This window comes from Virgisporangium aurantiacum (genome assembly GCF_016863635.1).
Taxonomy (GTDB): domain Bacteria; phylum Actinomycetota; class Actinomycetes; order Mycobacteriales; family Micromonosporaceae; genus Virgisporangium; species Virgisporangium aurantiacum.
On record NZ_BOPG01000020.1, the window covers coordinates 1 to 17,820 of the forward strand.

The window sequence follows — 17,820 nt, forward strand, 5'->3', positions numbered from 1 at the left end:
GCCGCGCCCGCCGCGTCACCGACTTCCTCGATCGCCAGCAGGGCGAACACCACCGAGGCGAGGCCGCGCGGCCCGAACCACCCGATGAACAGGACGGCGGGCCGCTTCAGCCCGGCGCCGACGAGCGTCGCGGCCACCGGGACCATGCGCATGACCGTGAGGCTCAGCACCGCGTACAGCAGGACCTGCCAGCTCAGGTGGTCCAGGATGATCGGGACGGCGACCGCGCCCACGATCAGCCACACCAGCAGCGACGTGAGGCCGGCGGTCTGCTCGACGTAGACCACCGCGCCCGGATGTCCCCGCCCCGCGACGTGGCCGAACGCGATGCCACCGACGAACGCGGCGATGAAACCGTTGGCGTCGATCGTGACGGCCAGCGTGTAGCACACCAGCGCGAGCGCGAGCACCGCCGGACCGGCGAACGCCTCGTCGATCCAGCCGCGCCGGCGCGCCGTCCGCAGCACCCCGGCACCGGCACCGGCCACGACCACGCCGACGACCACGCCGAGCGCCAACTGGACCAGCGCGTGCACGGCGCCGCCGCCGTGCCCGTGCTCGGACGCGGCACCGGCCAGCGCCACTAGCACCACCGGCGTGATGATGCCGTCGTTGAGGCCGCTCTCGACGTTGAGGACGCGCCGGATCCGCACCGGCACCGCGGGATGGGTGATGACGACGGCGCCGAGCGCCGCGTCGGTCGGCGCCAGGGCCGCGCCCACGAACAGGGCGAGCCACAGGCCGAGGCCGCCGAACAGCGCCCAGGCCGACAGCCAGCCCGCCACCGCCGTGATCGGCAGCGCCACGGCGAGCAGGCGGACGTAGAGCCCGGCATCGGACCGGAGCTCCCGCACGCCGACCCGGGCGGCGTCGGAGAACAGCACCCACACCAGCGTGGTCTCGGCCAGGATCTTGAGGCTCTCCGCCTCCGCGCCCTCGGTGGAGATCGCGGCGGACAGCGAAACACCGAGGGCGACGAACACGATCGGGGCGGTCAGGTCGGCCCGTTGCAGCCGGGCGGACAGCACGCCCCAGGCGAACACCGCCGCACCGACGGCCGCGAGGACTCCGGATGTCACGACTCACCTCACCCCGGAGACGGTCCGCGGGCATCGCACCGTGCGGATGAACGCCGTGCGAATGGGCACCGCACCGCCCGGGTCATCCGCCGGGGATGGCGTGGCCGGGTCGGCCGCTCGGCGAGCATGCAGCGGTAGGAAACGGATCTGACGGAGAGAGGCAGTCGGGTGATGCGGTTGCTGTTCGCCATCGCGTGCCTCCTGCTGCTCGCGCTCGCGCTGACGCAGTACCTGCGGTGGCGTCGGGTGGTGCACGCCGATGGCGCGTTCCGGTGCCAGGTCAGGCTGTCCGCCGGCTGCAACCGGCAGTTGCCGCGGTTGCGGGAACGGTGGTCGCGCTGCCGGTTGCGGGCCCGGTGGGTGGGCGACGAACTCGTCGTCTGGAACCGTCCGGTGCTCCTGACCTCCGTGCGGCTGCGGGGCCGGATCTGCCGCGACGGCGTCTACCGGCTCACGGTCCTGGATGTGAAGCGGTGCGGCTACCGGCCCGTCGCCGTCGAACTCGAACTCACCGACGGATCGCGGATCGAGGTGGCGACCGTCGACGCGGCCCGGATGGAGCTCGTCGGCCCCTACCTCACCGCGGCCCTGAAAGAACTGCCCCGCGCGCCCCGGCGCCGGCGGCACATCCGCGGATCGGGCTCGTGACCCGATCGGCCCGTGTCACCAACACACAATGAAAGGTGGACCGCCATGTCGGACACCCAGCAACGCCAGGAGGGCGCCGCGCCCGCCCCGTACACCGACGTCCGCCGGAACGAGCCGACCGGATGGGTCGGCCTGGTCATCTTCGCCGGGGTGATGCTCGTGATGCTCGGCGGGTTCCAGGCCATGGAGGGCATCGTCGCCATCATCCGCGACGAGTACTACCTGGTCACCCGCAACGGGCTGATCATCGATCTGGACTACACCACGTGGGGCTGGATCCACCTGGTCCTCGGGCTGCTCGCCGCGGCCGCCGGGGTCGGCATCTTCGCCGGCCAGATGTGGGCCCGCGTGCTGGGCATCGTCATCGCGGTGATGAGCGCGCTGGCAAACATGGCGTTCCTGGCCGCGTACCCGATCTGGGCCACGATCATGATCGCCGTCGACGTCCTCATCATCTACGCGCTCTCGATGCACGGCCGTGAGGTCAAGGCCCAGTACTGACGCCGTCGACGACCGGGAGTGCGATCGTGGGTCAGGGCAGCGTGGGCCAGGGGCCAGCGCGGCCGTTCCGGCCGCCCCGGTTCCGCGGGCGGCCGGACGGTCTCCGGATCGGTTCGGCCGTTCCGGGACCGCCGGCCCGTCAGCCCGTGCCCCGCGGCGTGGTCGTCCTGCTGGGAATGGCGGGCGCGGTGGTCGCGGTCGCCGGGATGCGGGCGACGGCGGGTCTCCTGTCACCGCTGCTCCTCGCGCTGATTCTCACCGTCACCGTCAGCCCGGTGACCGGCTGGCTGCGCCGCCTCGGCACACCGGCCTGGCTCGCCGCGGTGGCGACGGTGACGATCCTGTACGTCCTGCTGTTCCTCCTCGCCGGCGCGCTGGTTCTCTCGATGTCCCGGCTCGTCGACCTCGTGCCGACCTACCAGGACGAGCTGTCGAACCTGCGCGGCGACCTCCTGGACGGGCTGAGCGCGGTCGGCGCGGACTCGCAACCCGTCCGCGACCTCGTCGGGCAGCTCGAACCCGGCGCGTTGGGCGGCCTGGTCGACGACCTCTTCGACGGAGTGGTCGCCCTCCTGTCGAACGCGGTCTTCCTGATCGCGGCCCTCCTGTTCATGTGCCTGGACGCCGCGCACTTCCCCAGCCGGTTGGCCACGGCCGCGCGCGACCGACCCCAGGTGGTCGTCGCGTTGCGGACGTTCGCACAGGGCACGCGGCGTTACCTCTGGGTGACGACGGTGTTCGGCCTGATCGTCGCGGCGTTCGACACCGGGATGCTGTGGATGCTGGGAATCCCGCTGCCGCTGCTGTGGGGTCTGCTCTCCTTCATCACCAACTACATCCCCAACGTCGGGTTCGTCATCGGGCTGATCCCACCGGCGCTGCTCGGACTGCTCGAGGGCGGACCCGACCTGTTCCTCAAGGTCGTCGCCCTGTACTGCGTCATCAACTTCGTGATCCAGTCGATCATCCAACCGAAGATCGTCGGTGACGCCGTGGGCCTGTCGGTGACGGTCTCGTTCGTCTCGCTGATGTTCTGGGCGTGGGTGCTCGGCCCGCTCGGCGCCCTGCTCGCGATCCCGTTGAGCCTGCTGGCCAAGGGCCTGCTGGTCGACATCGACCCGGCCACCCGGTGGGTCCGGCCGCTGATCTCCAGCGATACCGGCGATCAGGTCTCCGCCGACCCGCCGCGGCCCGCCCGGCGCGGAGCGGGCCGGGGCTGAACCGGCTCGCCGGGCTCGTGCCGTGGCTGGTTCCGCGCGGCGTCCGCGGGTCGGGGTGGGGCGTCGATCCGGACGGCGTCGATCCGGACGGCTTCGATCCGGACGGCGGCGGGCGCCTGCTCCCGGCACAACAGGAGCAGGGCCCGCGCGTCGGCCTCGGTCGGAAGGCTCGGGTCGAGCGACCGGGGCCAGAGCCGGGCATGGTGCACGGCCGCCGCCTCGGCCGCGTACACCAGCACCCGGCTGATCAGCGTCAGCAGCGTGAAGATGCCCGCGACGGTCGCGAACCCGCCGTAGACCGGGCCGGCGCCCGTCACCAGGACGGTCAGCAGCACCGCGCCGACGTTCAGCATCGCGGTGACCGCGACCGCACCCACGACGGCCGCCGGCCAGAGCGACCGCAGCGGGGCCGGCCGGTCCAGCAGCATCTTGCTGCACGCCAGCAGAACGGCGAAGGCGACGAGGCAGGTCCCGAGCGCGCCGAGCACCCGTCCGGTCATCGGCAGGCCCGGCAGGGCGGCGACAGCCACCGTCAGGACGCCGACGGCGACCACACCCGCCAGCAGGATCGCCACCGTCACCAGTGCACGCGCGAGCCGGACCACCACGTTGACGCGGGCCCACCGGGGCACGGCCGCGATGTGGTTCACCGCGCGGTCGACGGAGTACACCACGCCGCTCGCCGAGAACAGCAGGCCGATCAGGCCGACGGTGAAGGGGAGGGTCGACGTCGGCAGTGCCGCCAGCGCATCGTCCACTGTGGACCGTAGCGTCGCCGGCACGATCGCGTCGACCACCCGCTGGCGCAGTTCCGCGTCACCGACCAGCGCGCGGGACACCACCGCCACCCCGAGCAGCAGCAGCGGAAAGACGCTGAGGAACCCGTAGTACGCGATCAGCGCCGCGTCCCGCCCGGCCTCGTCGTCGTCGTACTTGCGCAGCACCGCGTACGGGAACGCCACGGCCGGGTGCCGCCGCTGCCACCGGTCGGCCCGGGCGAGGATCCGCGTCCACATGCGTTCTCACCCGCCTGAGCGCGTGGTCATCGGCGCCCGCTCCACCGCGGTTCGACGTCCTTCCATTCCTGTTGCCACGCCGCCATCCGCCGCCGGTCCAGCCACCAGCGCACGCCGAGCAGGACGCCGGCGTGCACGGCCACGAGGAGCAGCGCGATGAGCAGCCCGACGCCGATCGCCGCGCCCATCGGGTCGGAATCGGGCCGTTCGCCGGGGTTCCCGGCCGAGTCGGTCCAGATGAGGACCGTCGTGCCGGCGGTTCCCGGTGCGGGTGGGATCACCGGTCCCACCCGCCGGGTGCCGTCGGGTGCCGTCCACTCCGCCTGGACGGCAGCCTTCGCCTTTCCGTCCTCGCCGTAGACGGGGATGAAGTCGCCGGTGTCCTGCAACAGGACCGCGTGCACCGGGACGAACCGGTTCCGTTGCCAGTCGGCGGCCGCCGCCGCTCGGTCGTAGGCGGTCTCACCGCTCCGCCAGACCAGGACCGGCCCACAGGCGACGACGGCGACCGTCAGCACCATCGCGAACCACGCCTCGGCCCGGTCCACCCGGCGGCGCAACGGATTCGGACCGATCCCGGCCCAGTGAACGCGGCGACCCACGCCTCCAACGTTCTCCGCCGGCGCGGATCACGGCATCATCCGGCACGGACGATGCCGCCCGTCGACCGACGGGCCGATGGCGTGTCACCCGGGAACGGGCTCAGACGTCGAACGCCGCGTCCTCGACCTCGTCGCCGTGGACGATGAGGGCGAAGATGACGAGGACGTTGAACACGATGATGGACAGGTTCCACAACGGGGTGGCCGCGTAGAACGCCAACGCGGAGAAGGTGCTCACGATGGCCAGGAAGATCGCGATCACGCGGGCCCACAGCTGCGACAACATCACGCCGAAGCCGGCGACGATCGCCACGACGCCGAGCGCGATGTGGGTCCAGCCCCAGGTCGCGAAGTTGACGGGGACCAGGAGTTCGTCCTTGGCCACCAGGAAGTAGTCCTCGTCGAACAGCGCGACGACGCCCATCAGCACCTGGAACAGTCCGACCAGGAGCATCAGTGAGGCGGCGAAGAAGATCCATCCGACCCAGGCACGGGAGTAGTTGCTCATGCGCGTCGTCCCTCCGGCGTGATGGTGGTGGGATCCAGTGTCGGCACCGGTCGGCGGGGCTCGCCTCCTCCCGGCGGGATGACGCCCGGTCAACAGGTGTCGGCCATGGCGGTGCCGAGGCGGTGGACGGTCTCCCGCAGCCAGGCCGCCGCTTCGCCGACGGCCGACAGCGTCATCGGGCCGGGGTCCGCCTTGGCCGCGGTGACGGTGCCCGCCAACTGCTCCGCCGCCAGTTGGACGGTGTCGACCTGCGTCGCGTAGAGCTCGCGCGCGTCGTCGAGCAGTACCTCCAGGTTTTTCCGGAGCGCCTGCAGATCGGTGCGCACCTGGGAGAGGCCGTTCTCGCTGATGTTCGCGTTCCGCAGGTCGTCGGCCGAGGCCTGCACCGCGTCGTAGCTGTCGCAGACGGCAGCGGAGTGCTCCTCGCCGGCGCAACCGCCGAGGAACGCCGTCGCCGCCACGACGGTCACGATCGTCATCGTTATGGGTCGCATGCCACGAAGCGTGGACCCGAACGGCCCGCAGACATTCATTCCGGCGGGATGAACCGTCGACGGCCCGCTCGGCCGAAGGTGACAGCGACGGCAGCGTCATCCACGTCGAAAGGCGGTACCCGCGCGATGACACAAAAGCGACGGCCCGATGCCCGTGCAATGCGTGACAGCGACAGTCTCACGACCTGGGTCGGCTGGGTGGCGTTCGGCGGAATCGCCATGGCGACGGCCGGCATCCTCAACATCATCCAGGGCTTCATCGCCGTGTTCAACGCCGACTACTACCGTCCCCCCGGAACCGGCCCGGTCGCGACGGTCGACTACGCGGTCTGGGGTTGGGTCCTGGTCGGAATGGGTCTGCTCCTGGTCGTCACGGGCTACGGGGTCATCTTCGGACGCACCTGGGCCGACATCGTCGGTGTGCTCCTGGCCGCCGGCAACGCGATCCTGAACTTCGCGTTCATCTCGTCCTACCCGATCTGGAGCATCATGGCCCTCTCCTTCGACATCATCGTCATCTACGCGTTGACGGTCCACGGGCGTGAGGCCAAAGTTCTGCGACACGTGTAACAGCACCGGCACGGACCAAGGGAGAAGGACGATGACGACGTTCACGGTGTGGAAGTTCAACGATCCGGAGGGCGCCGCGCAGGCCGCCACGGCCCTGAAGTACGCGGAGAGGGATGGGCTGGTCGAGATCCACGACCACGCGGTGGTCACCTGGCCCGTCGGCGCGGCACGACCGTCCACTGAGCACGGACACGAGGGCCAGTGGCGCGGGGTCGGTTGGGGCGCTCTGTGGGGGGTGCTGATCGGTGCGCTGTTCTTCGTGCCGGTGATCGGCGGCGCCGTCGGCGCGGGCATCGGCGCCCTCAGCAAGGCGACCGAGGGCACCGGCATCGGCAAGGACGAGCTGACGAAGATCCGTTCCGAACTGACGGAGGGCACGTCGGCGCTGTTCGCGGTCACCGAGAAGGGCGACCTCGACCGCCTCGGCGAACGCTTCCACGGCATGAACAGCACCCTGATCTCCACCAACCTCACCGAAGGCGAACGCGAGGTCCTGCTGGAGACCTTCGGCAAGCACTGAACGCTTGCGGCACAACCGATTCGGCGGGCACCTCGGGTGCCCGCCGGACCTGCGTGAGATGGCTCAGTACGGGGTCGGGATGTAGTGGAGGGGGAGCTTCGGGTCCTTGTACCCGTCGGGCTTCTGGCGCTTCGGGAGCGTCACCTCGGGCAGGTGCTGCGGCTTGTACGGCACGGTGTTCAGCAGGTGCGTGATGATGTTCAGCCGCCCGCGTTTCTTGTCGTCGGTGACCGCGACGTACCAGGGTGCCCACGACGTGTCGGTGGCGTGGAACATGTCGTCGCGGGCGCGGGAGTAGTCGTACCAACGGCTGTACGACTTCAGGTCGAGGTCGGAGAGCTTCCACGTCTTGCGGGGGTCGTTGATGCGGTTCTTCAGGCGCCGGGTCTGCTCCTCGGGGCTGACCTCCAGCCAGTACTTGACCAGGATGACCCCCGAGTCGACGATGGCCTTCTCCACGGCCGGAAGCTGCTGCAGGAAGGTGCGCGTCTGCTCCTCGGTGCAGAATCCCATGACCCGCTCGACGCCGGCGCGGTTGTACCAGCTGCGGTCGAAGATGACGACCTCACCGGCGGCCGGAAGGTGCGGCAGGTAGCGCTGGATGAACATCTGGGACCGTTCGCGCTCGGTCGGCGCCGTGAGCGCCACGACCCGGAACGTCCGCGGGCTGACCCGCTCGATGATGGCCTTGATGGTGCCGCCCTTGCCGGCCGTGTCGCGGCCCTCGAACACCACGCACACCTTCGCACCGGAGGATTTCACCCACTCCTGCAGGGCGACCAGTTCGCCGTGCAGGCGGCGGAGTTCCCGTTGGTACTCCTTCTCCTTCATCTTCTTGCGTCGCGGTTCGGTCACTTCAGCCATCGCCTTCTCCAGTCCTGTCGTCGGAACGTGTCCGGGCCGGTTCGACCGCCTGCCGCACGTCGATGGCGGCCCGCGGTGAGCGCCGCCGGCGGATCCACTTGCCGACCTCGATGACCAGCAGCAGCGGCATCGTGAGGCCGATGCAGGCCAGCCACTGCGGTCCGGTCAACCGTTGGGTGAGAAGGCTGTCCTGGAGGAAGTCGACGCGGGTGGCGAGCACGATCAGCCCGACGGGGATGAGCGCGATCGCCGCGGCCTTCAGGACCGGCGGTGCCAGCCCGCTCGCGGGGTCGCGCCGGTTCGCCATCGCGTTGACGACGGTGCCGAAACCCATCACGACGAACGTCATCGTGAGCGCGGCGCTGGGCGCGTCGACACGCGGCTCGTCGGGGCCCGCGACGAGCGGCACCAGCGCGCCGAGGAACAGCGTCACGGCGTACAGCAGCCAGAAGAGGATCGAGTTCCGGTTGCTGATCGGCACCTTCGGGTCACGCGGCGGGCGGCGCATGACGTCGGGGTCACCCGGGTCCTGGGCGATGATGAACACGCCGCTCGCCGTCGCGAAGAACAGCAGGTACAGGACCATCGACGGGGTCATCGCGACGCCGTCGTTCAGGTTGAACGCGGTCGCGGTCACGAAGAGCAGCACCAGCGACAGCAACTGGGTCATCTGGTAGCGCACGTAGGCCACGATCTTCTCGTAGACGCGGCGGCCGATCTCCACGGCGCGCACCAGCGTCCCGAAGTTGTCGTCGGTCAGGATCATCCGGGCCGCCTGTTTGGTGACCTCGCTCCCGCTGCCCATCGCCACACCGATGTCGGCCTGCTTCAGCGCCGCGGCGTCGTTGACCGCGTCACCGGTCATCGCGACGATCAGTCCCTGCTCCTGCATCGCCCGGGCGAGGCGCAGCTTGTCCTCCGGCGAGACCCGGCCGAAGACGTGCAACTCCGGCAGCCGCCGGGCGAGTTCGCGGTCGTCCATCGCCGCCAGTTCGGTGCCGGTGATCGCACCGGGCCCGAGGCCGAGCGTCTCGCCGATCGCCTGCGCGGTCACCGCGTGGTCGCCGGTGATCATCCGGACGTCGATGCCGGCGCCGAGCGCGGTGTGCACGGCCGCCTTCGCCTCCGCCCGCAGCGGGTCGATCATGCCCACCATGCCGACGAACACGAGGCCGTCGGTGAGCGACATCGGGTCGGCCACCACGGTCGGCAGCTCGTCGTCGGTGACGATCCGGGCGGCGAACGCGAGCACCCGCAACCCTTTCCGGGCCATGCGCTCGTTGGCGGCGTCGATGTCCGCCCGCACGGCGTCGATCGGCTCCTGCGAGTGCAGGACGGTACCCGCGTGGGAACAGCGCGCGAGGACGACGTCCGGGCCGCCCTTGACGAGTTCGAAGACCTGTTCGGTGCCGTCGACGCGGATCCGGTGGAACGTCGCCATGAACTTGTAGTCGGAGTCGAACGGGACCTCGCCCAGGCGCGGGTACAGCCGGCGCGTCTCGTCGGCGTCGACGCCGAGCTTCGCGGCCAGCACCACGAGCGCGGCCTCCGTCGGGTCGCCGACCACGCTGCCGTCGTCGGCGACGGTGGCGTCGCTGTCGAGCACCAGGCCGAGCGCCAGCCGGGTGAAGTCGGGAACCGGCGTCCCCGCCGCCGACGCGATCGCGCCCGTCTTGCGGTAGCCCGCGCCGTCGACCGTGAACCAGGTGCCGTTGGAGTAGATGGTCGAGACCATCATCTCGTTCATCGTCAGCGTGCCGGTCTTGTCGGTGTTGATGGCGCTGGTGGCGCCCAGCGTCTCGACGTCGGCGAGGTTCTTCACCACGGCCTTCGCGTCGGCGAGATGCCGGGCCCCGAGCGACAACAGCGCCGAGACGAACGCCGGCATGCCGGTCGGGATCGCCGAGATCGCCATCGCGGTGCCCAGCAGGAGGATCTGGTCCAGCTCCATGCCCCGGATCGCGGCGATGACGACGATGAAGGCGACCGCGGTCCACGCGATCGTGCCGAGCACCTTGGTCAGCGCGCCGAGTTCCTTCTGCAACGGCGACCGGGTCCGGGCGACCGACTTCAGCATCGACGCGATGCGGCCGAGTTCGGTCTCCATACCGGTGGCCGTGACGACCATCGTCGCGGTGCCCCGGGTCACCGACGTGTTCTGGAACAGCATGTCGGACTGGTCGCCGAGTGGAACGTCCACTGTGGACAGTGCCTCGGCACCCTTCGGCACCGGGGCGCTCTCCCCCGTCAACGCCGCCTCCTGCACCTCCAGCGTCGCGGAGTGGACGATCCGCCCGTCCGCCGGCACCAGGTCGCCGGCCTCGACGTGGACGATGTCACCGGGCACCAGGTCCACCGCCGGCACGAGGGCGATCGTCCCGTCGCGCAGCACCCGCGCCTGCGGAACCTGCAGGCGCGACAACGCGTCGACGCTCGCGCGGGCCGACAGCTCCTGCCGCGCGCCGAGCACCACGTTGAGCGCGATGAGCAGCGCGACGATGACCGCCGTCGACACCTCGCCGATCAGGAAGCTGACGACCACGACGGCCACCAGCATGATGTTCATCGGGTCACGCAGCTGCGCCACCGCGATCATCAACGCCGACGGCGGCTTCTCCGCGACGATGCGGTTCGGCCCGTACCTCTCCATCCGCGCCGTCGCCTCGCCGCCGGCGAGACCGGTACCGACGTCGCTGGACATCGCGGCGACCACGGCGTCGGCGTCCTGGGTGAACCACGGCCGCCGGGCATCGGCACCGACGTCCGGTTCCGCCTCGACGGCACTGGTCGTGTCGGTCATGAAGCGCCTCCTGTCCGTGCCACCGGGCCGGTGACGTCGAGCCCGTCCTCCACCGTCTGTTGACCTCCCGCGGGTCGCCTCACCCCGCATGGATGGTTCGGCGCCGGTGGGGGGTTACCGGACGCCGCGCAAGCCATCCGCGCCGAGCGATGTCCGCCCGGTGCGGGCCGCCTACGGTCGGCCCACGACATCCGGTCCCGGCGATGAGGAGCGTTCGATGAAGCTGTCCGTACCCGGCGCGTTGCTGCTGACGGCGGCCGTCGTTCTCGGACTGGGCGCGTGCGGCGACGGTGGCGGGGACGGCTCCTCGTCGCCCAGCGACCGGCCGACGGTCGACCGGTCCGTCACCCGGACCCCGGACCAGGAGACGGAGACGCCGTCCGACGATCGGACCGGACGGCCCACCCGGACCCAGGACGCGACGCCGACCGCCCAGCCACCGGCGACGCGGACCCAGCCGCCGACCCAACCACCGCAGACCACGACCCGGCCCGAGCCGGCGCCGACCACCGCCCAGCCGCCACCGACGCAGGTCCAGCCGACCCGTGGGGAGGCCGCTCCCCCGGCCCAGCCGCCCGCGGCCACCACACCGCCGGCGTCGACCGAGGCGGCGGCCTCCGAGACGTCCGGCCTGACCGACGCGGGGTGCCTGCTGCTGATCCTCCTGATCGGCCTGGGGGTCGGCGGCCTGGTGATCTGGCGACAACGGCGCGGGTCCGACTGGGACGTCGAGGCGTCGACGCTGGTGGGCGCGACCACGGCCGGCCTGAACCGGCTGCCGACCGTGCTGGTGACCACGACGATCGGGGAGCGCGCGCTGGTCTGGCCGCCCCTGCGCGACGACCTCGGCAGCCTCATGGGCAGCTGGGACGTCCTCGCCAGCGGAACGGGCGACGCGGAGCGCCGGGACTGGGCGGTCGAGGTGCGCACCCGGTTGCAGGATCTGGTCTTCGCCGTCGACCAGGAGAACGAGGTGCTGGCGGCGGACCGGGAGTGGCAACTGCTGCGGCCGCGGGTGGCCGCGGCCGAGGAGGCCCTGGCGGCGACGCTGGCGGCACGGCCGGGAGCGACCCCGCCGGGCCAGCCCGCCTACGCGCAGGCGCAGGCCGGATACCCGGCCGGCGGTCCCGGATCGGTTCCACCGGCCGAGGCCGGGTACGAGGCCGGATACCAGCCCGGATACCGGTCCGGACCGGTGCCGCCGGCCCAGCCCGGATCGGCCTCACCGGCTCCGGCCGGGACCCGGCCCGACCAGCCCCGGCCCGACCAGCCCCGACCCGACCAGCCCCGGCACGCGTATCCGCCCGAGCCGGCCGGACCCGCGGGAACCGGGTATCCGCCGGAACCGTCCGGGCCGACCGGAACCGGGTATCCGCCGGGGCCGTCCACCCGCGGTTACCCGCCCGAGCCGCCCGGCCCGGGTCCCGACGATCCGCCGGATCCGCCGGATCATGCCCGGCACCGGGCCTGACGGCGCTCATCTTCCGCGGGTGACGACCGGGCCGGCCCGGAAGCGCAGGCTTCCGGCATGGTGACCGCGCAGCCGACCCGCCGCGCCGGGCGGGCCAGCCTCCTGCTGGCGGTCGGCGTGCTGGCCGCGGTGGCGTTCGCCGGCCGGGTGGGTCCGCGGCACACGATGGTGGTGGCCGGCCCGGTCGGCGCGGTCGCGATGCTGGTCGTGGGCCGGCGGGCCGGTCTCACCCTCGACGCGGTGGGGCTGGACCCGCGGACCTGGCGGCGCGGCGCGGTGTACGCGGCGGTGTCGGTCGCGGTGGTCGGCGCCGTGTACACGGTGGGCGTGCTGGTGCCCGCCACCCGGGCGGCGTTCCTCGACGAGCGGTACCGCGACGGCGTGCGGACGGCGCTGGTCAACGCGTTCGTCGTGATCCCGCTCGGCACGGTGCTGTTCGAGGAGGTCGCGTTCCGCGGCGTGCTGTGGGGGCTGGTGCGCGTCCGGCACGGGACGGTGCGGGCGACGGCGGTGTCCGCGGCGCTGTTCGGCTGCTGGCACGTGCTTCCGTCGCTGCGCCTCAACGAGGTCAACCCCGCCGTCGCCGACGTGGTGGGTCCCGGTGCCGCCGGGCGGGCGCTGGCGGTGGCCGGTGCCGTCGTGTTCACCGGCGCGGCCGGCGTGCTGCTGTGCGAACTGCGCCGGCGCAGCGGCAGCCTGCTGGCGCCGGCCGGGCTGCACTGGGCCGTCAACGGTCTCGGCGTGCTCGTCGCGGCCGGCGTGGCGCCGTCGACCGGCTCGTGAAGGTCGTGAGGATCGTGAGGATCGTGAGGAGACGTGTGTCATGACGCGATCGACACCCCGCACCGAACCCGCACCGGCGCCGCCGGACGCGGAACCGTCCCGGTGGACGCGCGTCCGCGGTCGCCTGCTCGGCCGGTGGCACTACGGCTACGTGGGCCTCGTCGGCGCCACCCTGTTCTTCTGCCTGTCGTTGACGCCGTCGCTGCTTCCGCGCGGCCCCGTGCTGCAGGGCATCCTCGGCGGGATCTCGGCCGCGATCGGCTACGGCCTCGGCGTCCTCGCGGTCTGGCTCGTCCAGGGGTTGACGACCCGGCGGCTGCCGGAACCCGGCCGCATGGCCTGGTGGTGGCTGGCCGGCGTCGCCGCGGTCGCCGTGGCGGTGTTCCTCTACCTCGGCTTCGGTTGGCAACGCGAGATCCACCGGTTGATGGGGGTCGACCCGCCGGCCGGGCCCGGTTCCGTTGTCATCCTCCTGGTCGCCGTGCTGCTGGGGGTGGGCCTGGTCGGGCTGTTCCGGCTGCTGCGCAAGGGCGGCCGGGCACTCGGGCGGCTCCTCGGCCGGTGGATCCCGGCGCGGGCGGCGGCGGTGATCGCCGGCACGGTGGTCGTCGTGCTCGCGCTCGGCGTGCTCAACGGCGTCGTCATCGACGGGTTCTTCGCGATCACCGACAACTCGTTCAAGACCGTCAACGGCGAGGGAACGCCCGACAACAAGTCACCCACCTCCGCCAACCAGTCGGGCGGCCCGGGTTCGGTGGTGACCTGGGCGTCGCTCGGCCGGCAGGGCCGGGTCTTCGTCACCGGGAGCCCCAGCGCGTCCGAACTGCAGGCGTTCTCCGGTACGACGCCGCGCGAACCGATCCGCGCCTACGTCGGCCTGGAGTCGGCGCCGACCTCGCGCGAGCGCGCGGCGCTCGCGGTCCGCGAGCTGGAACGGACCGGCGCGTTCACGCGGAAGATCTTGTGCGTGGTGACGACCACCGGCACCGGGTGGATCGACGAGCAGGCCGTCGACCCGCTGGAGTACATGTACAACGGCGACACCGCCATCGTCGGGCTGCAGTACTCGTACCTGCCCAGTTGGCTGTCGTTCCTGGTCGACAAGGAGCGCGCGAAGGAGGCCGGCCGCGACCTGTTCAACGCCGTGTACGGCGCCTGGTCGAAGCTGCCGGCCGCACAGCGTCCCAAATTGTTGGTCTTCGGCGAGAGTCTGGGCTCGTTCGGCACCGAGTCGGCGTTCAGCGGGGTCGACGACATCCGCAACCGCGTCGACGGCATGGTGCTCGTCGGCCCGCCGAACAGCAACGACCTGTGGCGCGAACTGGTGGCCGACCGCGAGCCCGGCACCACCGAGATCCTTCCGCAGTACGGCAACGGCGACACGGTGCGGTTCGCCGGAGAGCCGGGCACCGACCTGGACCAGCCGTCACCCGCCTGGGACGCCCCGCGCGTGGTCTACCTGCAGCACCCCTCCGACCCGATCGTGTGGTGGTCGCCCAAGCTGCTCGTCAGCCGGCCCGACTGGCTCGACGAGCCGAGGGGCGCCGACGTGCTCCCGTCGATGCGGTGGCTGCCGTTCGTGACGTTCTGGCAGGTGACGGGCGACATGGTGTTCTCGACCGGCGTACCGGGCGGCCACGGGCACAGCTACGGCACGCAGACGGCCGAGGCCTGGGCCCGCGTCCTGCCGCCGGACGGCTGGACGTCCGACCGCACCCGCGCCCTCACCGACGTCATCCGTTGACGGCGCGACGCATGGCGGCCGGCGCCGGTGGGTATGCGGCCCCCTGTCCCGGTTCGAGCCGGAACAGACCAGAGGAGGCCACGCGTGCAGATCCAGGTCCACACGGACAAGAACGTGAAGGTCAGTGACGGAATGGTCCAGCATGTCGAAGACCAGGTCGAAACGGCGCTTTCACACTTCCGCGACCAGATCACCCGCGTGGAGGTGCACCTCAGCGACGAGAGCGACGTCGACAAGCGCTGCGTGATGGAGGCACGGCCGGCCGGGAAGCAGCCGGTGGCCGTCACCCATCACGCCGCCTCCGTGGGCGAGGCGTACAGCGGCGCCGCCCACAAGCTGAAGACCGTGATCGAGAGCAGGTACGGTCGGGCGAAGGACCACAAGGGTGCGGAGTCCATCCGCCACCTCGACGTGGCGGACGAGGCCTGACCACCCCGCGTGGATCTTCTGAGTGGTAGGTACCGGCTCCTGGGCAAGCTCGGCGTCGGGGGGATGGCGCCCGTCTGGGAGGCGCACGACGAGGTGCTGGACCGGACCGTCGCGGTGAAGTTGCTCACGCCGGAGCACACGGCCGATCCGGAGGCGTTCGCCCGCGCCAGCAACGAGGCGCGGTATGCCGCCCGTATCGCGCACCCCAACGTGGCCGGCGTCTACGACTTCGGCACCACCCGCCGCGGCCGTCAGGGCGCCGCCTACCTGGTGATGGAACTGGTCCAGGGGCCGCTGCTCAGCGACTACCTGCGGCAGGGGCCGCTGCACCCGGGGTTCGCGGTGCGGGTCTGCGCGGAGGTCGCCGCCGGGCTCGCCGCCGCGCACGCGCAGGGCATCGTGCACCGGGACATCAAGCCCGCCAACGTCATCCTCACGCCCACCGGGGCGAAGATTCTCGACTTCGGCATCGCCGCCCGCGTCGGCGCCGTCGACCATCCACCGGACGGCCTGGTGCTCGGCACACCCGCCTACATCGCGCCGGAGCGGTTGGACGGCAGCGTGGTCGGACCCGAGGCGGACATGTACGCGCTCGGCGTCCTCTTCTATCTGACGCTCACCGGGCTGATCCCGTGGAACGAGTCCACCGACGACGGTCTCCTCCGCGCCCACCTCGACAAGCCGCCGCACCCGCTGCCGCTGATCGAGGCGCTTCCGCCGGAGGCCGCCGACACCTGCCACGCCTGCCTCGACAAGGATCCGGCGCGCCGGCCGACCGCGATGGCCGCCGCCCTCATCCTGGCCGCGAGCGTCGACGCGCAGGTGTACCTGCCGCCGCTGCCGGTCCTCGATCCGCCGCCGGGAGCCGGCGGTCCCTGACCACCGGCTCCCCTGTCGGGGCTACCTCACCGCCGTCGGCGGAACGGACCTATGCCGCCGCCGCGCTTCCGCAGCTTCCAGCTCTCGTAGAAGATGAGGCCGATCATTCCGAGCTGGGTGATGGGATCGCTGAGCTCGATGTGCGGTCCGTGGTGGCCGACGTCGACCCCGGCCTCCGCCCACTCCCCGCCGCGCCGGACCGCGCCGACCCGGGCCTCCACGTCGTCACGCCGACGCTGGATCGGGTCCTCGAAGCCGGAATCGGCGACGACCGTGTTACCGTCCGCGTCCCGCTCCAGCCACCGCCGGCCGTCGCACCAGCAGCCCTCGGGGTGATCCGGGAGCCCGCCGTTGACCTCGCCGCCGCAGTTGTGCACCAGCACCGGCGTGTCGTCGGCGACCACGTAGTACGTGTGGATGTCGTCGACGGTGAGGTCGTACATGATGCGGTCGCCGGTGTAGTTGGCGACGGATTCGACCACGGGAGACGTCGGTGCCGCGGCGGCGCTGTCGGTCGTCGTGGCTTGGGCGCCCAGGAGGACGGCGCCGATGAGCGCTCCGGCCGCGACGAACTGCTTGGCCTTCTGGTCCCAGAACGGGTGCTTCTGCGTCGTCCGCACCGTGGCCGTCCTGCCGTCCGCGGTGCGCACGTTGACGTCGGTCAGGTCGCGGTCGCGGTTGATGTGCTGTTTGGTGACCGTCCGCTCCTCGGTCCGCCCGGTGGCCGGGTCGGTCGCGATGACCCGGTCGCCGATGCGAATGTCCTTAATGGACTTCGTGGCGCCGCCCGCCATCAGCACCTTCGTGTCGGGCGAGAAGCTGTGCGGCTGAACGGAACAGGACGTGCGGCTCTTGCCCCTGCCGGCCGTGACCGCGCCGAGCACGGTGCTCATCCCGACATCGCGGAGGTTCACCTTGCCGGTCGAGGCGAACTGGGTGACGGCGTCGCTGACGCCGCCGGCGGCCCCGCCGGTGAGCATGCGCCCGCCGAGCGACCCCGCCGCGGAACCGAGCTTGCCGGCCAGGGCGCTGGCGATCTTTCCGCCAACGGCGCCGCCGAAGACGCCCGCCGCGCCCTGCAGCGCACCGGTTCCGAGCGAACCGAACGCGTCGCCCCAGTTGTGGATGTTGCCCTGCGCGGCGTCCTTGGCCAGGTTGATGATCGCCGCGGCGCCGACCATGCAGGCGACGGCTCCGGCGCCCGCCGTGGCGGCGGTGCAGGCGATGCCGGCCGCGATGCCGCCCACGATCGCGGCGACCTCGATGATGGCGTTCTTGTGGTCCTTCACCCACTTCTCGGTGGCGTGGTAGGCGTCGGCGACCTTCGAGGCGGCCTTCTTCACCGCTCTGACCGTCTTCGCGACGATCTTCTTACCGGCCTGCTTGACCCGGTTGTACGCGGATTTCAGCTTCTTCTTGGCCGCGGCGACCTTCTTCGCGACCCACTTCTTCGCCGACCTGACGAGCTTCTTCACCTTGCGTTTGACGGCGTTGTACTTCTTCTTGACCCACTTCTTGGCCTTCTGGTACGTGTGCTTGACGAACCGTTTGACCTTGGAGACAACCTTCTTGACGGCCTTCTTGACCTTCTTGACGACCTTCTTCACGGCCTTCTTGACGGCCTTCTTGACCGTGGTGACCTTGCGCGAGACGTACGACGTCGTCGCGTGGTAGACGGCGGTGGCCTTCTTG

The 17,820-nt window shown here is 71.3% G+C and carries 18 protein-coding genes; 10 read left to right on the top strand and 8 right to left on the bottom strand.

Annotated features, from left to right (window positions below; all coding sequences use genetic code 11):
* Window positions 1-1,079, bottom strand: a 1,079-nt coding sequence (locus tag Vau01_RS15555) for a cation:proton antiporter domain-containing protein (RefSeq protein ID WP_203992695.1), incomplete at its 3' end; no start/stop codon positions are given.
* Window positions 1,080-1,250: 171 nt separating this feature from the next.
* Here Vau01_RS15555 and Vau01_RS15560 point away from each other — a divergent pair.
* The 3 genes from Vau01_RS15560 to Vau01_RS15570 are packed head-to-tail and all read left to right on the top strand — an operon-like array spanning window position 1,251 to window position 3,448.
* The gene (locus Vau01_RS15560) at window positions 1,251-1,727 is read left to right on the top strand and encodes a hypothetical protein (RefSeq protein WP_203992697.1); all 477 of its coding nucleotides are present in this window, start codon (window positions 1,251-1,253) and stop codon (window positions 1,725-1,727) included.
* A 45-nt stretch (window positions 1,728-1,772) separates the two neighbouring features.
* Window positions 1,773-2,228 carry a DUF7144 family membrane protein gene (locus tag Vau01_RS15565; RefSeq protein WP_203992699.1) on the top strand — a complete coding sequence of 152 codons (456 nt, stop codon included), beginning with the start codon at window positions 1,773-1,775 and terminating at the stop codon, window positions 2,226-2,228.
* Window positions 2,229-2,254: 26 nt separating this feature from the next.
* A complete protein-coding gene (locus Vau01_RS15570; protein WP_239151610.1) occupies window positions 2,255-3,448 on the top strand; it encodes an AI-2E family transporter in 1,194 nt (397 codons plus the stop codon).
* On the opposite strand, the gene Vau01_RS15575 is transcribed toward Vau01_RS15570, so the two are convergent.
* The 4 genes from Vau01_RS15575 to Vau01_RS15590 form a co-directional block, all read right to left on the bottom strand.
* Complete coding sequence (locus Vau01_RS15575; protein WP_203992701.1) at window positions 3,394-4,464, bottom strand: YihY/virulence factor BrkB family protein; 1,071 nt, start codon at window positions 4,462-4,464, stop codon at window positions 3,394-3,396. The genes Vau01_RS15570 and Vau01_RS15575 overlap by 55 nt on opposite strands.
* Window positions 4,465-4,490: 26 nt before the next feature.
* Entirely contained in the window at window positions 4,491-5,066 is a 576-nt protein-coding gene (locus Vau01_RS15580; protein ID WP_203992703.1) for an Rv1733c family protein, read from the bottom strand.
* Between the two features lie 100 nt (window positions 5,067-5,166).
* Window positions 5,167-5,574, bottom strand: a complete 408-nt coding sequence (locus tag Vau01_RS15585) for a DUF7144 family membrane protein (RefSeq protein WP_203992705.1) — start codon at window positions 5,572-5,574, stop codon at window positions 5,167-5,169.
* An 89-nt stretch (window positions 5,575-5,663) separates the two neighbouring features.
* Entirely contained in the window at window positions 5,664-6,068 is a 405-nt protein-coding gene (locus Vau01_RS15590) for a hypothetical protein (protein ID WP_203992707.1), read from the bottom strand.
* A 159-nt stretch (window positions 6,069-6,227) separates the two neighbouring features.
* On the opposite strand from Vau01_RS15590, the gene Vau01_RS15595 reads away from it, so the two are divergent.
* On the top strand, window positions 6,228-6,638 hold the full coding sequence (locus tag Vau01_RS15595) for a DUF7144 family membrane protein (RefSeq protein WP_203992710.1): 411 nt from the start codon (window positions 6,228-6,230) through the stop codon (window positions 6,636-6,638).
* A 31-nt stretch (window positions 6,639-6,669) separates the two neighbouring features.
* On the top strand, window positions 6,670-7,158 hold the full coding sequence (locus Vau01_RS15600; protein ID WP_203992713.1) for a DUF1269 domain-containing protein: 489 nt from the start codon (window positions 6,670-6,672) through the stop codon (window positions 7,156-7,158).
* Window positions 7,159-7,221: 63 nt separating this feature from the next.
* Here the strand turns inward: Vau01_RS15600 and ppk2 are convergent, their stop codons facing one another.
* Window positions 7,222-8,022: a polyphosphate kinase 2 gene (gene ppk2, locus Vau01_RS15605; protein WP_203992716.1), complete on the bottom strand. Its 801-nt coding sequence runs from the start codon at window positions 8,020-8,022 to the stop codon at window positions 7,222-7,224.
* Entirely contained in the window at window positions 8,015-10,822 is a 2,808-nt protein-coding gene (locus tag Vau01_RS15610) for a cation-translocating P-type ATPase (RefSeq protein ID WP_203992719.1), read from the bottom strand. Before Vau01_RS15610 ends, ppk2 begins: the two co-directional genes overlap by 8 nt.
* Before the next feature lie 217 nt (window positions 10,823-11,039).
* Between Vau01_RS15610 and Vau01_RS15615 the strand changes: the two genes are divergently transcribed.
* The 5 genes from Vau01_RS15615 to Vau01_RS15635 all read left to right on the top strand — a co-directional run bounded on the left by Vau01_RS15615 (window position 11,040) and on the right by Vau01_RS15635 (window position 16,128).
* On the top strand, window positions 11,040-12,293 hold the full coding sequence (locus Vau01_RS15615) for a hypothetical protein (RefSeq protein ID WP_203992721.1): 1,254 nt from the start codon (window positions 11,040-11,042) through the stop codon (window positions 12,291-12,293).
* Window positions 12,294-12,350: 57 nt separating this feature from the next.
* Window positions 12,351-13,076: a CPBP family intramembrane glutamic endopeptidase gene (locus Vau01_RS15620; protein ID WP_203992723.1), complete on the top strand. Its 726-nt coding sequence runs from the start codon at window positions 12,351-12,353 to the stop codon at window positions 13,074-13,076.
* Window positions 13,077-13,116: 40 nt separating this feature from the next.
* The gene (locus Vau01_RS15625) at window positions 13,117-14,820 is read left to right on the top strand and encodes an alpha/beta hydrolase (RefSeq protein WP_203992725.1); all 1,704 of its coding nucleotides are present in this window, start codon (window positions 13,117-13,119) and stop codon (window positions 14,818-14,820) included.
* Window positions 14,821-14,904: 84 nt separating this feature from the next.
* The gene (locus Vau01_RS15630; protein WP_203992727.1) at window positions 14,905-15,249 is read left to right on the top strand and encodes an HPF/RaiA family ribosome-associated protein; all 345 of its coding nucleotides are present in this window, start codon (window positions 14,905-14,907) and stop codon (window positions 15,247-15,249) included.
* Window positions 15,250-15,258: 9 nt separating this feature from the next.
* Entirely contained in the window at window positions 15,259-16,128 is an 870-nt protein-coding gene (locus Vau01_RS15635) for a serine/threonine-protein kinase (RefSeq protein WP_203992729.1), read from the top strand.
* Between the two features lie 26 nt (window positions 16,129-16,154).
* Here Vau01_RS15635 and Vau01_RS15640 read toward each other — a convergent pair.
* A partial coding sequence (locus Vau01_RS15640) for a polymorphic toxin-type HINT domain-containing protein (RefSeq protein ID WP_239151611.1) occupies window positions 16,155-17,820 on the bottom strand: 1,666 nt, incomplete at its 5' end.

Coding starts and splice junctions, on each gene's coding strand:
- Vau01_RS15560 (WP_203992697.1), top strand. CDS start 1,251: ATGCGGTTGCTGTTCGCCATCGCGTGCCTCCTGCTGCTCGCGCTCGCG.
- Vau01_RS15565 (WP_203992699.1), top strand. CDS start 1,773: ATGTCGGACACCCAGCAACGCCAGGAGGGCGCCGCGCCCGCCCCGTAC.
- Vau01_RS15575 (WP_203992701.1), bottom strand. CDS start 4,464: ATGTGGACGCGGATCCTCGCCCGGGCCGACCGGTGGCAGCGGCGGCAC.
- Vau01_RS15585 (WP_203992705.1), bottom strand. CDS start 5,574: ATGAGCAACTACTCCCGTGCCTGGGTCGGATGGATCTTCTTCGCCGCC.
- Vau01_RS15590 (WP_203992707.1), bottom strand. CDS start 6,068: ATGCGACCCATAACGATGACGATCGTGACCGTCGTGGCGGCGACGGCG.
- Vau01_RS15595 (WP_203992710.1), top strand. CDS start 6,228: ATGCGTGACAGCGACAGTCTCACGACCTGGGTCGGCTGGGTGGCGTTC.
- Vau01_RS15600 (WP_203992713.1), top strand. CDS start 6,670: ATGACGACGTTCACGGTGTGGAAGTTCAACGATCCGGAGGGCGCCGCG.
- ppk2 (WP_203992716.1), bottom strand. CDS start 8,022: ATGGCTGAAGTGACCGAACCGCGACGCAAGAAGATGAAGGAGAAGGAG.
- Vau01_RS15610 (WP_203992719.1), bottom strand. CDS start 10,822: ATGACCGACACGACCAGTGCCGTCGAGGCGGAACCGGACGTCGGTGCC.
- Vau01_RS15615 (WP_203992721.1), top strand. CDS start 11,040: ATGAAGCTGTCCGTACCCGGCGCGTTGCTGCTGACGGCGGCCGTCGTT.
- Vau01_RS15620 (WP_203992723.1), top strand. CDS start 12,351: ATGGTGACCGCGCAGCCGACCCGCCGCGCCGGGCGGGCCAGCCTCCTG.
- Vau01_RS15625 (WP_203992725.1), top strand. CDS start 13,117: ATGACGCGATCGACACCCCGCACCGAACCCGCACCGGCGCCGCCGGAC.